Origin of the sequence: Archangium sp. Cb G35, assembly GCF_001896145.1 — a bacterium.
GTDB lineage: Bacteria > Myxococcota > Myxococcia > Myxococcales > Myxococcaceae > Archangium > Archangium violaceum.
In genome coordinates this window covers 190,512-207,095 of sequence record NZ_MPOI01000020.1, presented here as the reverse complement: position 1 = coordinate 207,095, position 16,584 = coordinate 190,512, and the positions used below count along the sequence as shown (strand labels likewise).

At 69.6% G+C, this 16,584-nt stretch carries 14 protein-coding genes; 8 read left to right on the top strand and 6 right to left on the bottom strand.

The window, feature by feature from the left end; all coding sequences use genetic code 11:
- The first annotated feature begins 77 nt into the window (after window positions 1-77).
- On the top strand, window positions 78-737 hold the full coding sequence (locus BO221_RS46725; protein WP_073567411.1) for an MBL fold metallo-hydrolase: 660 nt from the start codon (window positions 78-80) through the stop codon (window positions 735-737).
- A 6-nt stretch (window positions 738-743) separates the two neighbouring features.
- On the opposite strand, the gene BO221_RS46720 is transcribed toward BO221_RS46725, so the two are convergent.
- Complete coding sequence (locus BO221_RS46720; protein ID WP_073567410.1) at window positions 744-1,475, bottom strand: M50 family metallopeptidase; 732 nt, start codon at window positions 1,473-1,475, stop codon at window positions 744-746.
- Window positions 1,476-1,615: 140 nt separating this feature from the next.
- Between BO221_RS46720 and BO221_RS46715 the strand changes: the two genes are divergently transcribed.
- Both BO221_RS46715 and BO221_RS46710 read left to right on the top strand, forming a co-directional pair.
- A complete protein-coding gene (locus tag BO221_RS46715; RefSeq protein ID WP_073567409.1) occupies window positions 1,616-3,787 on the top strand; it encodes a S46 family peptidase in 2,172 nt (723 codons plus the stop codon).
- Complete coding sequence (locus BO221_RS46710) at window positions 3,787-4,455, top strand: hypothetical protein (protein WP_073567408.1); 669 nt, start codon at window positions 3,787-3,789, stop codon at window positions 4,453-4,455. The genes BO221_RS46715 and BO221_RS46710 overlap by 1 nt, the downstream gene beginning before the upstream one ends.
- Window positions 4,456-4,579: 124 nt before the next feature.
- Here the strand turns inward: BO221_RS46710 and BO221_RS46705 are convergent, their stop codons facing one another.
- The 4 genes from BO221_RS46705 to BO221_RS54515 form a co-directional block, all read right to left on the bottom strand.
- On the bottom strand, window positions 4,580-5,089 hold the full coding sequence (locus tag BO221_RS46705; RefSeq protein ID WP_073567407.1) for an RNA polymerase sigma factor: 510 nt from the start codon (window positions 5,087-5,089) through the stop codon (window positions 4,580-4,582).
- Between the two features lie 95 nt (window positions 5,090-5,184).
- A complete protein-coding gene (locus BO221_RS46700; RefSeq protein ID WP_073567406.1) occupies window positions 5,185-6,816 on the bottom strand; it encodes a sigma 54-interacting transcriptional regulator in 1,632 nt (543 codons plus the stop codon).
- 168 nt (window positions 6,817-6,984) lie between these two features.
- Window positions 6,985-7,494: a transposase gene (locus BO221_RS54520; RefSeq protein WP_083680704.1), complete on the bottom strand. Its 510-nt coding sequence runs from the start codon at window positions 7,492-7,494 to the stop codon at window positions 6,985-6,987.
- Entirely contained in the window at window positions 7,487-7,987 is a 501-nt protein-coding gene (locus BO221_RS54515) for a helix-turn-helix domain-containing protein (RefSeq protein WP_158079782.1), read from the bottom strand. The genes BO221_RS54520 and BO221_RS54515 overlap by 8 nt, the downstream gene beginning before the upstream one ends.
- A gap of 163 nt (window positions 7,988-8,150) precedes the next feature.
- Here BO221_RS54515 and BO221_RS46685 point away from each other — a divergent pair, with 163 nt between their 5' ends.
- The 5 genes from BO221_RS46685 (at window position 8,151) to BO221_RS46660 (ending at window position 15,635) form a co-directional block, all read left to right on the top strand.
- A complete protein-coding gene (locus BO221_RS46685) occupies window positions 8,151-9,455 on the top strand; it encodes a sensor histidine kinase (protein ID WP_143196084.1) in 1,305 nt (434 codons plus the stop codon).
- 3,259 nt (window positions 9,456-12,714) lie between these two features.
- Window positions 12,715-13,506 carry a ParA family protein gene (locus tag BO221_RS46675; protein ID WP_073567473.1) on the top strand — a complete coding sequence of 264 codons (792 nt, stop codon included), beginning with the start codon at window positions 12,715-12,717 and terminating at the stop codon, window positions 13,504-13,506.
- A gap of 198 nt (window positions 13,507-13,704) precedes the next feature.
- Window positions 13,705-14,622, top strand: coding sequence for a ParB/RepB/Spo0J family partition protein (locus tag BO221_RS46670; protein WP_073567403.1), 918 nt, complete (start codon window positions 13,705-13,707; stop codon window positions 14,620-14,622).
- A gap of 3 nt (window positions 14,623-14,625) precedes the next feature.
- Entirely contained in the window at window positions 14,626-15,078 is a 453-nt protein-coding gene (gene bacM / locus BO221_RS46665) for a bactofilin BacM (RefSeq protein WP_073567402.1), read from the top strand.
- Window positions 15,078-15,635 carry a hypothetical protein gene (locus BO221_RS46660; RefSeq protein WP_073567401.1) on the top strand — a complete coding sequence of 186 codons (558 nt, stop codon included), beginning with the start codon at window positions 15,078-15,080 and terminating at the stop codon, window positions 15,633-15,635. Before bacM ends, BO221_RS46660 begins: the two co-directional genes overlap by 1 nt.
- 328 nt (window positions 15,636-15,963) lie before the next feature.
- Here BO221_RS46660 and BO221_RS54505 read toward each other — a convergent pair whose 3' ends face one another.
- Window positions 15,964-16,530 carry a hypothetical protein gene (locus BO221_RS54505; RefSeq protein WP_073567400.1) on the bottom strand — a complete coding sequence of 189 codons (567 nt, stop codon included), beginning with the start codon at window positions 16,528-16,530 and terminating at the stop codon, window positions 15,964-15,966.
- Between the last annotated feature and the right edge of the window lie 54 nt (window positions 16,531-16,584).

The following is a 16,584-nucleotide window of genomic DNA, read 5'->3' as shown; positions in this document are numbered from 1 at the left end:
GGCCCCCAGGTTTGCTCACAACGCATACACTGGAGGGCTGGACGCCGTCATGCAGTGCGCCGCCTGGAGGATTGCCCATGGAATCTCTGTACGTGCGCCAGTTGAAGCTCGGGTCGATGGACAACTTCGTGTACCTGGTGGGCCCGAAGGACTCGGACGAGGTGCTGGTGGTGGACCCCGCGTGGGACGTGCCCGCCATCGAGAAGGCCCTCGTGGAGGACGGCAAGCGCCTGGTGGGCGCCTTCGTCTCGCACTGCCACGGAGATCACACCAACGGGATACCCGAACTGCTCTCGAAACACGACGTGCCGGTGTACGCCCAGCGCGCCGAGGTGGACTTCTCGGTGGACCTGCGCGGGCTGGCGCCCGGGGCGCTGCGGCCAATCGGGCCGGGGGATACCCTCACGGTGGGCGGGCGGAGCTTCCAGGCCCTGCACACCCCGGGGCACACACCGGGCTCGCACTGCCTGCTGGCCCAGGACGCGCTGGTGTCGGGAGACACCGTCTTCATCAACGGCTGCGGGCGGTGCGACATGCGCGGGGGAGACCCGGAGGCGATGTACCGCTCGCTGTCCCAGGTGTTGCTCAAGGTGCCGGACAGCACCCGGCTCTTCCCCGGGCATGACTACGCGAGCGTGCCGGTGGCGGCCATGAGCGACGTGCGCCAGCACAACCCGTACTTCGCCTTCCCGGACGTGGCCTCCTTCGTGGCCTACCGGATGCGCCCGAGGCGCTGAGCGCTCCTAGCGGCGGCCGGAGGTCAGCGAATAGCCCAGGCCCTCGGGGCGCGCGGCGCGCAGGGACCAGCGGGCGAAGAGGCCGAGCAGCGCGAGCGAGACGAACGACCAGAGCGCGGCCCAGGCCCACGAGGGCACGGGGGTGAGGTGGGCTAGCCGCGCCGCGTCACTGACGGAGCGTGCGGCCCCGCTCCACAGGTCCGAGCGCAGATCGAACGCCACGTAGAGCGCGGAGAAGGCGGCGAGCAGGAGGTTGAGCATGTCCACGCCCCCATCCGGGAGGTACTTCGCCGCGAGCCCCAGCACGAGCGCGGTGCCCATGCAGAAGGCCAGGGTGAGGCCGTCGCCCGCGTAGAGGACCCCCATCACCGCGAGGCCCACGCATGCGGTGGCGAGCACGAGGCGGCGCATCCGGAAGCGGTAGGTGGCCAGCAGCAGGAAGGCTCCGGCGAGCGCGCTGCCCACGTAGCCGGCGGAGTACACGGCCACCTGCGCCATCAGGCCCTCGGGCAGATGGGACAGGCAGGCACTGGAGCCGGTCGCGGCCAGTGTGACGCGGTCCACCGCGCCCCCGGCGAGCAGGGTGGCGAGTGCGTGACCTCCCTCGTGCATCATCACCACCAGCAACTTCAGGGGCCACACCACGGGCGAGTCCCAGAAGTACCAGCCCGCGCCCAGGAGCACGAGGAGAAGGGCCACCCGGCCAAAGTCCAACTTGGAGCCGCTCGAGGTCTGCATCGCGGGTCCCAGAACACGTCTGTTCCCGGGTTCTTCCAGGGGCCTCCGCCCCCCTCCGGGGACGGCAGGAGGGTGGCCAGGCGTCGCGAACGTCCAAGACGGTCGCCTGCGGGCGGAAGACGCGGTAGGGAGGGGGCACGATGAAGAAGACGCTCCTGCTCCTTTCTCTCGTGGCTGCCCCGGCTCTGGCTGGGGAAGGGAAGTGGACCCCCCAACAGGTCCTCGAACTCGACCCGGCGTGGCTCAAGGCCCAGGGGCTCCAGGTGCCGCCCAAGCGGCTGTGGGATCCCAAGCGGGGCACGGGCCTGCTGGCCGGCGCGGTGAGCGTGAGCGGCTGCTCGGGCGCCTTCATCGCCGAGACGGGCCTGATCATCACCAACCACCACTGTGTCTTCTCCATCGTCCAGGAGCACAGCACGCCGGAGCGCGACCTCCTCGCCCAGGGCTACCTGGCGAAGAGCCGCGAGGAGGAGCTGCCGGGCAAGGGCTCGCGCGTTCTGGTGCCGCGCGGCTTCACGGACGTGACGAAGGAGATGTTCGCCGCGGTGCCCGAGGGTGCGGACGACCTCGCGCGTCAGAAGGCCATGGAGCGCAAGGAGAAGGAGCTGGTCGCCGAGTGTGAGAAGCGCCCGGCCACGCGCTGCCGGGTGGCCAGCTTCGATGGCGGGGTGCAGTTCATGCTGTTCGACTCGGTGGAGCTGGCGGACGTGCGGCTGGTGTACGCGCCGCCGCGCGCCGTGGGCGAGTTCGGCGGCGATGAGGACAACTGGACGTGGCCGCGCCACACCGGTGACTTCTCCATCATCCGGGCCTACTCGGCGCCGGACGGCTCGGCGGCGAAGTACGACGCCCAGAACGTGCCCTACAAGGCGGAGTTCTTCTTCCCCCTGTCCACCCAGGGCGTGAAGCCGGACGACTTCGTGATGGTGCTCGGCTACCCCGGCACCACCTTCCGCGCGCTGCTGGCCGAGGACATGGCCGAGCGCCAGTCGCGCTTCTACCCGCGCGTCATCGACGTGTACGGCGAGCTCATCCGCATCCTCAAGGAGGAGGGTGAGAAGGATCCGGCGGGGAAGCTCGCCGTGGCCCCGACGCTCAAGGGCATGGGCAACCGCTACAAGAACGCGGGCGGGCAGCTCGCGGGGCTCAAGCGCGGACGCATCGTGGAGAAGCAGCGCGAGGCCGAGGCGGCGGTGGTGGCCTGGGCGGAGAAGCGCAAGGAGCACGCGGGCGCGATGAAGGCCCGCTCGGAGCTGCTGTCGCTGCATGCGGAGAAGGGGAAGACGTTCGAGCGCGAGTTCCTCCTCGACGTGCTGCGCATGGGGTCCAAGGGTCCGTCGCTGGCGTTGACGCTGGCGCGGCTGGCGCAGGAGCGGGCGAAGCCGGACCTCGAGCGCCGGCCCGAGTTCATGGAGCGCGAGCTGCCCCGGCTGGCGGACCGGCTGGAGCGCGAGCAGAAGAACTACTTCGCGGCGGCGGACAAGCGGATGCTCCTCGCGCTGGTGCGGCGGGCGCAGGCGCTCGGCGAGGGCGAGCGCATCGCGGCGATCGACAAGCACTTCGGCCGGACGTACGCGGAGAAGGACGTGTCCGCGAAGATCGACGCCCTGTACGCCAGCTCCAAGGTGCTGGACCTGGCCGAGCGCCAGAAGATGGCCGGCGAGACGGAGGCGCAGCTCCGGGCGCGGAAGGATCCGCTGCTGGACTTCGGCTTCGGTCTGGCGGCGGAGGTGGTGGCGCTGGACGAGCTGAGGGATCGGCGCGCGGGAGCGAACGTGCGGCTGATGCCCCCGTGGCGCCGGGCGGTGATGGCGCATGCGGGCAAGCCGGTGGCGCCGGATGCCAACAGCACCCTGCGGGTGTCGTTCGCGAAGGTGAAGGGCTATGTGCCTCGGGACGGGGCCTTCTACACGCCGCAGACGACGCTGACGGGCGTGATGGAGAAGCACACGGGCCAGGTGCCCTTCATCGTTCCGGACAAGGTGGCCGCCGCGGCCGCGGCGAAGAAGTACGGGCCCTGGGTGGACTCGCGGCTGAAGGACGTGCCGGTGAACTTCCTGGCGGACGCGGACACCACGGGCGGCAACTCGGGCAGCCCCACGGTGAACGGCAAGGGCCAGCTGGTGGGCCTCAACTTCGACCGCGTGTGGGAGAACGTGGCGAATGACTTCGGCTACAACCCGGACGTGGCGCGCAACGTGAACGTGGACGTGCGCTACGTGCTGTGGATGTTGGATCAGGTCGAGGACGCGGACGGGCTGCTGCGCGAGCTGGGCGTGCGCAAGGGTCCCAAGGCCCAGGAGCGGCGCTGATGTCGGACGGGGCCGGGAGCAACCCGCCGCCCCTTCCGGTCTTCGGACCGGAGGAGAAGGTGTGCGGTAACTGCAAGCTGTGGGCGGCGCACTCGGTGGATCACCGGGGCTGGGTGGGCGTCTGCCGGTTGCAGGCGGAGCGGGGGCTGTTCCCGCCCTCGGCGCCTCTGTGCAACAAGTTCCTGCCCCGGGGCGTGGCCGCGAAGGCCGTCCCGGACACCTCGCGGCGCGAGCGGACGGTACGCGGCGTGGCGCCGGTGGTCCGGAGGCGGGAGCGGGATCCGAACGAAGTGGTGGACCTGGAAGGCCTGGAGCTGAACATGACGCGCGCGGAGTTGATGGAGCTGATCCGGGAGGCGGTGGGTGAGGGCGGTGAGGCGCCACCCCTGGCCAACAAGTGGGAGGGTGGCAGCATCAAGCTGGTGCCCGGCAAGACGGACGTGCAGGGCAAGGACCTGCCCATCGACGCCTTCTTCCACAAGATCGTCATGGTGCGGGACAAGCTGCGGGTGATGGAGCAGAAGCTCAACGCGCACCCGAAGCTGTCGGACGCCGAGAAGGTGGAGATGCAGAGCTACATCACCCGCATCTACGGCTCACTGACGAGCTTCAACCTGCTGTTCCGAGACAAGGAAGACCAATTCGTGGGTTCCAAGTCGGAGGACTGAGGACGAAGAAGAGGGAGCCCCTGTTCCCCAATTTCCCCTCTCCCCCCGGGAGAGGGACGGGGTGAGGGTGCCACGTATCCCGTATTCCAGGCCGTGGCACCCCCTTCACTTCACCACCGCAGCCTCACGGCTGCTGACCGCGCTCCTCCAGCTCGGCGAGGGCGCGCTGCCGGCCCCGGTGCAGGGCGCTTTTCACGGTGCCCTCCGGGATGCGCAGCATGGCGGCGATTTCCGGGTAGCTGTAGCCGCGCATCTCCCGCAGCCACAGCACCTGGCGTTGCTGCTCACTGACCTTGTCCAGGGCCTCCTCGAAGTGACGCTGCATCTCGGTGCCCACCGCGTGGGCCTCGGGGGAGGCCGGGCTCTCGGGCTCGTGCTGCAACCGCTCGCGGCGCTTGCGGGCCCGCAACCAGTTGATGCTGCTGTTCACCATCACACGATGCAACCACGTGGAGCACGACGAGCGGCCGTCGAAGCCGCCGGGGCGTTGGGCCAGCCGGGTGAAGACATCCTGCACCACATCCTCCGCCTCGTCCGCATCGCCCACGATGCGGCGTGCGATGGCCAGTGCCCGTGTGCGGTACTGGCGGTACAACTCGGCGAAGGGTGGAAAGGCGATGACCGCGGCATCCATGATGTGTGCCTCCTGAACACCCTCATCGGGTGTCTGGAGGTTGGAACGAATGGGCCGCGAAAAGGATCTAACGGGTGTGGAAGCCGGGAGCGGACCTACTCCGTCTCCTCTTCCTGGCGGGTGAGGCCCCACTCCTTGAGCCGTTTGAAGAGGGTGGAGCGGGCCACGCCCAGCTCACGCGCCACGCGCTCGCGGTTGTTGTTGCAGCGGCGCAGGGCGGCCTCGACGATCTGCCGCTCCAGCTTGAGGAGCATCTGCTCCAGCGTCATGCCGGGGGGCAGCTCGGGGACGGACACGCCCGTCTCGCGGTTCACCTCCTGGTCGAAGGTGATGTCCGGGGCGTCGATGGCGGCGCCCTTGCGCAGCAGCAGGGCGCGGTGGACCACGTTGCGCAGCTCGCGGATGTTGCCGGGCCAGGCGTGCTGCTGGAGCCGCTCCATGGCTTCGGACGTGAGGCGCACCGTCTGGCCCCGGGGCGAGTACATGCGCAGGAAGTGCTCGGCCAGTCCGAGGATGTCACTGCGCCGGTTGCGCAGCGGCGGCAGGTGCAGGGGCACCACGCACAGGCGGTAGTACAGGTCCTCGCGGAAGCGGCCGTCGCGGGATGCCGCCAGCAGGTCGCGGTTGGTGGCGGCCACCACGCGCACGTCCACGTTGGAGGGCTTGCTGGCACCCACGCGCTTGATTTCCCCGCTCTCCAGGGCGCGCAGCAGCTTGGCCTGGAGGTCCACGGGCAGCTCGCCGATCTCATCGAGGAAGAGGGTGCCGCCGTCGGCCTCCTCGAAGGCGCCCTTGCGTGCGTTGGTGGCGCCGGTGAACGAGCCCTTCTCGTGGCCGAACAGCTCGCTCTCGATGAGCTCCTTGGAGATGGCGGCGCAGTTGACGGGGATGAAGGGCTTGTCGGCGCGCTGGGAGCACGCGTGGACGGCGCGGGCCACCAGCTCCTTTCCGGTGCCGGACTCACCGAGGATGGTCACCGCCGCGGAGGACGGGGCTACGCGCTCGATGATGTCCACGAGCTGCTTCACGGACGGATCCGCGCCGATGATGCCGTGGAAGGACAGCTCCTTGCGGACCGGGGTGACGGACTCGAGGACGAGGTCCGTCTGGCCCAGGCGCAGCGTGGTGGGCAGCCCCACCTGCACCTCGAAGACGCGCACCGGGCCCAGCCAGGTGCCGTTGGTGGAGTTGGTGTCCAGCACGTGGAAGTGGCCATCGCGCCGGGTCACCTTGAGGTGACGGCTGGAGATGAACGAGTCCTGGATGACCAGGTCACAGGCCGGATCCTTGCCCACGGTGAAGCTGTCGGCGTTGAGCTTCTGGACGGTCTCGTTGGAGCCCTGCCGGATGCGCACCTGGGCGGGCTGCCAGCGCGAGGTGGAGTCGCGGGGCTGGAGCTCCGTGCGGTCACCCACCTCGGTGGCGGCGTCGGATTGGCCGCTGCCGTGAAGCCGGAACACGGCGCGCCACTGGCCGAGCGTGATGTCCGCGCCATCGGCCAGCTCGCCCTTCTTCATGGAGGCGCCGGCCACCTGGGTCCCCTTACCCGACAGGTCCTCCAGCGTGCAGCGCTCACCGTCGAAGACGAGGGCCACCTGCCGGCGGCTCACCTCGGGGTCGGGGATGACGACGTCGCTCTTCTCGCCGCGGCCGAGCACCATGCGCTCGCGCCCCAGCCCCACCCTCAACACCTCCTCGCCCCGACGAAAGAACACCAGCTCCGGCATCGAACCCTCCCTGAAAAGTCAGTTGCGGGGACACTCCTAATCCGTGGAGCGACCAGCGTGCAACCCACCCGGGATGATTTTTGAGGTAGTGTTTTCGAAGCCGACCCAAAGCATCGTCCACCTGGGAGACCCGGACCGGGAGGGGTCCGGGTCCACCGCGACAGGGGACTAAGCCCCTGGACACGGTTTCTGTCCACGTCGGTGGAGGCGCTGGCTGTAGCTGGCCAGCGCCCGCCGGATGGCGGCGAGCAGCTGCGCCAGGGTGTGGTAGCTGCGCTCGGGCATCTCGTACTGCTTGAGGACTTGAAACACCGCCTCGACCTCGTTGAGCTCAGGCGCATACGCCGGCAGGTAGTAGAGCGTCAGTCCCCGTCGAGCCAGGCGCGGCAACTGCTCGCGCACCTGCCTGCTGACGTGAATGCCCGCGTTGTCCAGCACCACCACGCAGGAGCGCGGGGGCGAAGCGAGCCGCTCGAGCAGGTGCAACACGTCGCGACTGGTCAGCGTGCGTGGGTGCACGAGGTAGCGCAGCGTGGGCCTGGAGCCCAGCGGCCTGTAAGCCACCAGCGCGTTGACTCTCCGCCCCTGGGGGTTTTCGTACGGGACGAGCTTACGCTGGCCGAGCGCCGCCCAGCTGTAACCCGTGGGCTGTGTCGGCGAGAAGCCGCATTCATCCAGGTAGTAGAGGTCTACCCTCCCTGCTCGGGCGTTTTTTTAGCCTGGAGAGATGACGGCGGGCACGTGCCACCTCGTCCGTCCGCTGTTTGTGGGCCAACGTCATTTTCGTGCGCTGCCAGCTCGCCCCCAGGTCCGCCAGATAGCGCCGCACCTGCCGGGCTCCCAGCCGCACGCCATGCTCGCGCAAGGCGAGCGCCAGCTGACCCGACGTCCACGTGCGTGGCTGAGCCAAGAGGGCGGCGAGAGCGGCGTGGACATGTTGGCGTTGGGCCAGGTCAGGTGGCGGCCCTCTGACTTGCCGCTCCAGGGCCTCTACCCCTTTGGCCTCAAAAGCGCGCAGCACACGCCGCACGGTCTTGTCGCTACATCCCAGGTGCTGGGCGATGAGCGGCGCGCTCCAGCCCTTGGCGGCCAGCAGCACCATGTCGACCCGCTCACGCACCCACCAGCCTGCATCAGGTGCGCGGCTCAGCTTTCGCAGCTGAGCGCGCATCTTCTCGTCTACCCCTCGCGGTCTCATCCCGGGGGTGGACAATATCTATGTCCAGGGGCTTAGACTTCCACCTGCACCGAGACGGCGTTGGCCGGTGACCCGAAGCCGAGGGCCAACAGGCCCATCCGCGAGTGCTCGATGCGTTCACTGGGGGGAACGCGACATGAGGCCAGCAGAGGCCCAGACGGTGGGCAATCCCGAGGGGAATGGGGAGGTCTTGAACCGGCGCCTGGCGGCCTGGGCCATCGGCACGGTGATGCTCACCCAGGGGCTGCTGGTGGCGCATGCATGGGGCAGGTGGCGGGTGGTGGGGGCGCTATGCGGGCTCTTCGCCGTCCGGGCGGTGCTCAACACGAGCCCCCTCTCCCGGCTGAATCGGGGGGAGCGCCTGCGGAAGGGGGAGCAGTGGACGCTGTTGCTCGGCAACCTGGCGCTGAGCGCGGCGGAGTCGCAGCTGGTGCACTGGAGCCTGCTGGGGTGGCTCAACATGATGCTCCAGGCGGTGATGCTGAATGGCGGGGCGCCGTCGAGGGAGGGGCTCACGGTGCGGCGGGTGGGGTTGGGGCTGCACCTGGCGGTGTCGGCGGGGCTGGGGCTGCGCGAGGGAGTGGAGCCGGGGACGGTGGGGCTGTTCTGCCTGGCGGCGTGCGCGTTCTACGGACTGGGCGAGACGCGCTGCCTGATCCTCATCGATGCACTGGAGGCCTCGAGGGAGAGCCACCGGCGGTTGGAGCGGATGCAGGGGCAGCTGGTGGCGCACGAGAAGCTGTCGAGCCTGGGGCTGCTGGCGGCGGGGGTGGCGCACGAAATCAACAACCCGATGGCCTTCGTGACGAGCAACGTGCGGCTGCTGAGCCGGGACCTGGCGGCGCAGCGGGAGCTGCCGGAGGAGCTGCGCGAGTACGTGGACGACGTGCTGCCGGCGACGCTGGACGGAATCCGGCGGGTGAACGCGATTGTCGCGGACCTGAAACGCTTCGCGCGGAACGATCCGGAGGCGCCGGTGGAGTTCGATCTGAACGCGGAGGTGTCGTCGGCGCTGAGGCTGTCGCAGGGGGAGCGCAGGGGCCGGTGCCGGATGGAGCTGGAGCTCGGTGCGCTGAGGCCCATCGTGGGCCAGCCGAGACAGATAGGGCAGGTGGTGTTGAACCTGCTGATGAACGCGGTGCAGGCGGTGCAGGCGCGGGAGGGAGTGGTGAAGGTGAGCACGCGCGAGGAGCCGGGGGAGGCGGTGGTGGAGGTGAGGGACAACGGGGTGGGGATGAAGAAGGAAGTGGTGGGGCAGTTGTTCCAACCGTTCTTCACGACGAAGCCGGTGGGGGAGGGGACGGGGCTGGGGCTGGCGGTGGCGTACGGCATCGTGACGGGGCACGGGGGCCGTATCGAGGTGGAGTCGGAGGAGGGGAGGGGCACGTGCTTCACGGTGCGGTTGCCGTTGGCGAGAGGCGAGTCCCAGCGCGGTACGTGAAGTCCCACCCCTCTCCCCTCGGGAGAGGAGCCCCCCGTCGTTCAAAGGGGGGCAAGCCCCCGGGGTGAGGGTGCCTGGGTCCCCGGGTTGAGCCCGTGCGAGGGCCGGGCCGGGCACGTGGCGGGAAGTCCAGGGAGAGTCCGTGGACGCACCCCGCCAGGGCCAGTGGGCCGCTGAGGAACGGATGCGTCAGGACTCGCGCGGCCGTTCTCCGTTCGCTCCTGGTTGCTGTGCCTGCGGATGAGCGCACCGGGGTGGGCAGGGAGCGCGGCGCAGGGGACGAGGGAGGGCGGCGGACACGGTGTCGAGAGGCCAGCCGCAGTGAGCCCGGGGCCGCGGGTGATACCAGAGGTGGCGATGCTGTTGCCGGTGGCGGACAGGGAGCAGGGCCAGTGGGCGCGGCTGAGCGAGTATTCGCGGCAACAACCCGGCGTCGCCTTCCTGCTGGGCCCGGTGCGCGGAGTGAGGCGCGAGAGCGGGAAGTGGGCCCGGGGTTTCGGGTCCCTACGCTCCAAGCCGTTCCGCCGGTCCGCCTCACGCTCGACGGGGTGACGCCACCCAGGTCGCGGAGGTGCGGGCGGGGGCGGCCGAGAAGAGCGCTGACGCAGCAACCCCCTACACCTGGACGACAGGGGCGGCGAGCGCCGGATCGGAAGCTCCGAACTTCGCGCGAAGAGGCGGTGCGCGGAGGCGTCGACATGAAGCTGCACTGGGCTCATGGGGCCGTCATGGAGTGGGACCTCGGCCTGTCGATGGAGGGGCGGCTGCGGACCCAGCCCGACTCCATGCAGTAGAGGAGCCCTCTTCGGCGGTGCTGGGAGAAGAGAGGCGAAAGACTGGCGGCTCCTTTCCCCCGGCGCCGCGGGACGCGGAAACCTCCTGGCTGTTCCACGTGGAACAGCCGCGCGGGGTGGGCTGGGCGGGGCAGGGGTCCACCCGGGCCAGGGACCAGCCCGTCCGCAGGGCATTGCCGCGAGCCCGTTCGGACAGAGCCACCGGACGCGGCGATCGCCGGACATGCTGCCCGGGGAAGCGCGTTCCACGTGGAACAGGGGAGGGGGGTTCGCCGGAGGCTGCGTGTTCCACGTGAAACGGCGTCACGGGCGGCACCCGGCACCTTCACTCGGCAGTGGCGGGCCGAGAGGCGGGCAGGGAACACGTGAGTCATGGCCCTCCCCCCGCCCTGTCTCAGAGGGGGGATGCGCAACACGAGCGTTCCTGGCTGGAGACGTTCCACGTGGAACAAGCAGGACCGGGCTCTACTCAGGGGGACCGAGCCGCTGCCCTGTCCTGGAGGGATGGGAACCCGAGCGGTCTCTCCAGCCGGAAGGCGTTCCACGTGAAACGCGCCGCCTGTGGTGGGACTGGGATGCCCCCTGTTCGGACTGACGGCCTCGCGAGGCCGTTCCTCGTGGAACAGGAGACCCATTCCAGGCGGGAAGGGCGAGGGGGTTCTGGTGGGGTCCTGGTTCCGGAAGGGATGCGTCCCGGCCAGGGCTGTTCCACGTGGAACAAGCAGGACCGGGCTCTAACTAGGGGACCGGGCCCGCTGCCCTGTTCCGGCGGGAGGGGAACCCGAGCGGCCCCTCCAGCCGGAAGGTGTTCCACGTGGAACGCCCCGCCAGGGGGCGGAAATGGGGAGTCCCTGGTTCGGACTGAATGGACGGCTGGGAAATCCTCGTGAGGACGTTCCACGTGGAACAGGGAGGCCACGTCAGGCGGTAGGGGCGGGGTGTTCTCGCTGGAGCCCTGGTGTCCGGAGGTATCCCGGCCAGGGCTGTTCCACGTGGAACAAGCAGGACCGGGCTCTACCCAGGGGACCGGGCCCGCTGCCCCGTTCTGGCAGAGGGCGACCCGAGGAGCCTTTCCGGCCGGAAGGTGTTCCACGTGGAACGCGCCGCCTGGGTGCAGGGGAGCACCGGGCCCGGACGGGTGGCTCGGGCTCCCCGTGAGGGCGTTCCACGTGGAACAGGAGACCCATTCCTGGCGGGGAAGGGCGAAGGGGCTCTGATGGGGTCCTGGTTCTGAAAGGGATGCCTCCCGGACAGGTGTGTTCCACGTGGAACGCGCTGCCTGGGGGCGGGGCATCCCCGTTACGAACCGAATGGCGGCAGGGAAGCCTGCGCGAGGACGTTCCACGTGGAACAAGAGGAAGGGCGATCTACCTGGGGGAACCAGGCCCTCTGCCCCATCCTGGTGGGAGGGCAACCCGAGGGGCTTTTCTGGCAGGGGGAAGCACCGGACTCGGATGGGGGGCAGGGGAACCCTGACGAGGACGTTCCACGTGGAACAGGAGACCCGCCCCAGATGGATGGGGATGTTTTGGCTGGAGCCTGGTTCTGGGTGGGAGGTGTTCCGGGCAGGGCTGTTCCACGTGGAACAAGTGAGGGCGCGGTCCGCCCAGGGTGCAGGGGGCGCTGCCCTGTGCTGGCGGGCGGTGGGCTCGGGAGGCCTTTCCGGCCGGAAGGTGTTCCACGTGGAACGCCCCACCCGGGGGCCGGGGAGCACCGGCGCGGACTGGCAGCTGGGGAGCCCTCGCGAGGACGTTCCACGTGGAACAGGAGCCCCGCTCCAGGTGAAAGGGGAGGTTTCGGCTGGAGCCCTGGTTCTGGATGGGAGGTGTTCCCGGCAGGGTCGCGGGTTCGCGGACGTGCCTGATGGGGATGCGAAGAGAAGCCCTGACTCCTCCCTGGGGGAGGCCTCGTCCCGGGAACAGGGATGGGGAGCTGGGAACGCGGCCTGCTGCTTGAGTGGGGGGACGGCTCCGTGAGGATGTTCCACGTGGAACGATGGACCGGACGAATGGGTGCCGGGCCTTGGGCGGGAGGAGGAGCTTTCTGGCTGAGGCGTGTTCCACGTGGAACGGCGGAGCCTCGTGGACGCGGAGGCGTGTCCCGGCCAGCCGAGGTTCCACGTGGAACGGTGCGGGGCTTCGGGGTTCTTTCGCGGACCGCGGGGGCGGGGTTCTCGCGTCGGCCCCATGACCCTCACCCCAGCCCTCTCCCAGGGGGTGAGGGGGCTTGTCGCGGATCCAACCCGGGGTCCGGGCACCCTCACCCCGTCCCTCTCCCGGGGGGCGAGGGGAAATTGGCTCGGAGTGGAATCCGGCGTTCGCCGGGCGGATGTCAGGCAGGCGAGCTAGAAGTCTGATCCGGTCGCGGACTGGATCAGCCGTCGATTTGATGGATCAATACGCAGTCGCTACATGCCTCCCCCGCAGAGCCCCCGGCATCCCCGGGGCGTCGCAAGGATGGGCCACGTGGGTCGAATCATCTGCATCTCCAACCAGAAGGGCGGCGTCGGCAAGACGACCACCGCCATCAACCTCGCCGCCAGCCTCGCCGCCGCCGAGCGCAAGGTGCTCCTCGTCGACATGGACCCCCAGGGCAATGCCGGCAGCGGCCTCGGCCTCAAGCGCGAGAATCTCCAGGGCACCGTCTATGACGCCCTCCTCGGTGGCCGCCCCATCGGCGAGCTCCTCCACCCCACCGAGTTGCGCTTCCTCCAGGTGGTCCCCGCCACCCCGGACCTCACCGGCGCCGAGGTCGAGCTCGTCAACCAGGAGCGTCGCGAGTACCGCCTCCGCGATGCCCTCCGGCCCATCGCCGGGCAGTACGACTACATCCTCATCGACTGCCCGCCCTCGCTCGGCCTCCTCACCCTCAATTCGCTGATCGCCGCGGACTCCGTCCTCATCCCGCTCCAGTGCGAGTACTACGCGCTCGAGGGCCTCTCCCAGCTCAACCACACCATCGACCTGGTCAAGCAGGCCTTCAACCCCGAGCTGAAGATGGAGGGCATCCTGCTCACCATGTTCGACTCGCGCGCGAACATCGCCAACCAGGTCGTCGCCGACGTGCGCGAGTACTTCAAGGAGCAGGTCTTCACGTCCGTCGTCCCGCGCAACGTGCGCCTGTCCGAGTGCCCGTCCTTCGGCAAGCCCATCCTGCTCTACGACATCAAGTCCAAGGGTTGTGAGAGCTACCTGGCGCTCGGCCGCGAAATCATGCAGCGCGAGCCCAACCCGCCCCCCGCTCGCAAGGTCGCGTAGCCCCCGGGCCGCCTCCCGCCCGCATCCTTATATAGGCGGGGGCCTCCCAAACGCTGAATCGGGCTGGAGCGGTCCCCCGCTCCGCTCGCCCCCGCCGGGCTCCCGCGTCCCCCCGGCCGAGGTGCTGCCGTCCAGGGACGTGGCCGCCCGGGTGCTCCCGGGCCGGTAATGCCGGGCCCTCCCGGTGGAGACCAAGCAGTGCTGAACGGTGACAAGCAGAAGCGGGCGTTGGGCCGTGGCCTCTCCGCCCTCATCCCCCAGGCCGCTCCTCCTCCCGCCGCGGCCGCCGCGGCGGCGGTGGTGATTCCTCCCGAGCCTCCCGCTCCCCCCAAGGGCAGCGTCCTCAAGCTCCCCATCGAGGCCATCCACCGCGACACCCTCCAGCCCCGCCGCCACTTCGACGAGGAGAAGCTCCGCGAGCTCACCGAGTCCATCAAGGCCCAGGGCGTCCTCATGCCCGTGCTCGTGCGCAAGGACGGCGAGGGCTACAAAATCATCGCCGGCGAGCGCCGCTGGCGGGCCTCGCAGCTCGCGGGCCTGCATGAGATTCCCGCCATCGTGCGCGAGGTGACGGAGGTCGAGGCCTTCGAGCTCGCCCTGGTGGAGAACCTCCAGCGCGCGGACCTCAACCCCATGGAAGAGGCCGAGGGCTATCACCGGCTCGTCGAGGAGTTCGGCCTCACGCAGGACCAGGTGGCCCAGCGCGTCGGCAAGGAGCGCTCCACGGTGGCCAACGCCCTGCGGTTGCTCGGCCTGCCCCCCGAGGTGAAGAACATGGTGGCCGAGGGCAACCTGAGCGCCGGCCATGCCCGTGCGCTGCTCGGCGTGCCCCGCATCCCCGAGATGAACGAGCTGGCCCAGCAGGTGGCCGCGCGCAAGTTGAGCGTGCGCGACACCGAGAAGCTCGTTCAGCAGTCCAAGGGCGGCAAGGCGAAGGACTCGGGCAAGCCGGCCAAGGTGAGCCCGCAGGTGAAGGCGCTCACCGAGGAGCTCCAGCGGATTCTGGGCACGAAAGTGCGTCTGGTGGAGAAGACCGGTGGAAAAGGCACCATCGAGGTCGACTACTTCTCGTACGATGACCTCGATCGCATCCTGAAGGTACTCAGGAAGGAGTAGCGCGTGGCGCTCCTCGGCAAGAAGGAAGAGAAGACCAACGTACCGCTTCTAGGCGGCAGACGGGAGGATGAATCCGTGGCAACGCGTCCGGGTGAGGTGCACACGCTGCTCGGTAAGGGCAGCGAGTTCGAGGGGAAGCTCACCTTCGAGGGACAGGTTCGTATCGACGGGAAGTTCAACGGGCAGATCATCACCAAGGACGTGCTCGTCATTGGGGATGGGGCCCGCGTCACGGCGGAAATCAACGCCGGCACCGTCATCATCAATGGCACCGTGGAAGGCAACGTGCGCGCCGCGCAGCTGATTGAGCTGCACGCTCCCGCGCGCGTGAAGGGCAGTCTGGAGAGCCCGGCGCTCACCATGGACCGGGGCGTCATCTTCGAGGGCACCACGAAGATGGAGAACCTCGGCAAGGGTGGAGGCTCGCCGCCGCCTCCGGGTGGAGACAAGAAGTAGTGCGCCGCGCCGGGAGCCAGTCCGTGCGCGCCGCCCTGGTGGCGCTGTGCTGGCTGGCCGCCGGCTGCGGTGGTTGCAAGCAGGACGAGGCGCCCGTGACTCCGGAGCCCGCGGCCCCGGAGCAGCGGCCCGTCCCTCAGCGGCGCGTGGGCGTGAAGGTGCCCATGCCGCCGGGGTGGACGGCCCAGGTGGCCTCGGATGGGAGCTTCCAATTCGGCCCGCCCGGGCGCCCGGTGTTGCGCGTGGACCTGCGCCCCGGCCAGGGGGCCACGCTGCCCGCTCCCGAGTCGCTTCTCCAGACAGTGGGGGAGTCCTTCGAGGGTTTCGAGCACACGCTGGAGCAGCAGGCCGGGGGCGAGGACTTCTCGCTGGTGCGGGTGCGGCTCACGCCGAAGCTGGAGGATGGGGGCTCGGGCGCGAGCTACCCGGCGCTCTTCGGGGCGCGGCGCGTGGAGAAGGACCTGTTCCTGTGCGCCACCTTCCCGGGGGTTGGCGCCGACGAGGTGCTCCAGGCCTCGGACGCCTGCAAGGGCATCGAGTTCCAGCCGCCGCGCTGAGCGGGGCCCGCAAAGACATCGGGCGCGGCCACCCGGAGTCCTGAACTCCGGGTGCGCGCCCGATGCATCCCCCCTTCGCACCAGGGAACCGGCCCTTCCCCCCGGACGGCCGGCGCTCTGGTGGGTGCCCGTGTTTCGTGGCTCCCGCGAGTGGTGGACGACTGAGTGTCTCGCGGAGGTTCGGCCCGTGGGGCCGCCGTCGACAGGTGTGTGTGCCCGCGGACGCTCGCCGTGTGAGTTGCGCTTCTGGAGTGTCGGGTGGTCTTCGGTTGAGCCAACTCCGGGCGGCCCCGCGAATTCCGCACCGCGCGTGTGGGGGGGCGGGCGCTCAACTGTGCGACACCGCCACGTAGAGGGTGTGGCGCTCGTCATCCACGACGAGGGTGCCGCCGTTGGCGTCGCTGTCCTGGGGAATGACGTAGAGCCGGCCCGTCCGCACCTGGCCCACGTCGAACCAGGGCAACTGGGAGTGCACCTGGATGTCCCGCCGCTCGCAGGAGTCTCCGGTGCTGACGGAGAGCGAGACGGTGCCGGGGAGGGGCGGGTGTGGCCTCATCGCGAGGGCCCCGGCCGCCGCCGTCTGCTCCTGGGAGCACATCCGTTGCGGAACCACGCCCGCGAGGCCCGGTGAGGCGGCGAGGAAGGCCTCGATGGACCCGGCGGGCGCCTCGAAGCGGAGCCAGAAGGAGGAGGCGAACGTGTTGGAGACCTCGTACACCTGGACGTCGCGGGCCTGGGTGGGGAGCGGCGCGAGCCGGCCGATGCGCCGGGTGATGTCGATGCGCCGGAGGTCCCTATCCTTGGCATCTTCGCAGCCCGCGAGCAGGAGGAGCGACAGGAGCGCGAGGAGCCGGGGATGAGGCGAGGAGTGCATGGGCGAACACGTCAGCAGCATGCATGCCAGTGCTCGTGTTGCGCTCCCTCTCCCAGGGGGAGAGGGGACATCCCC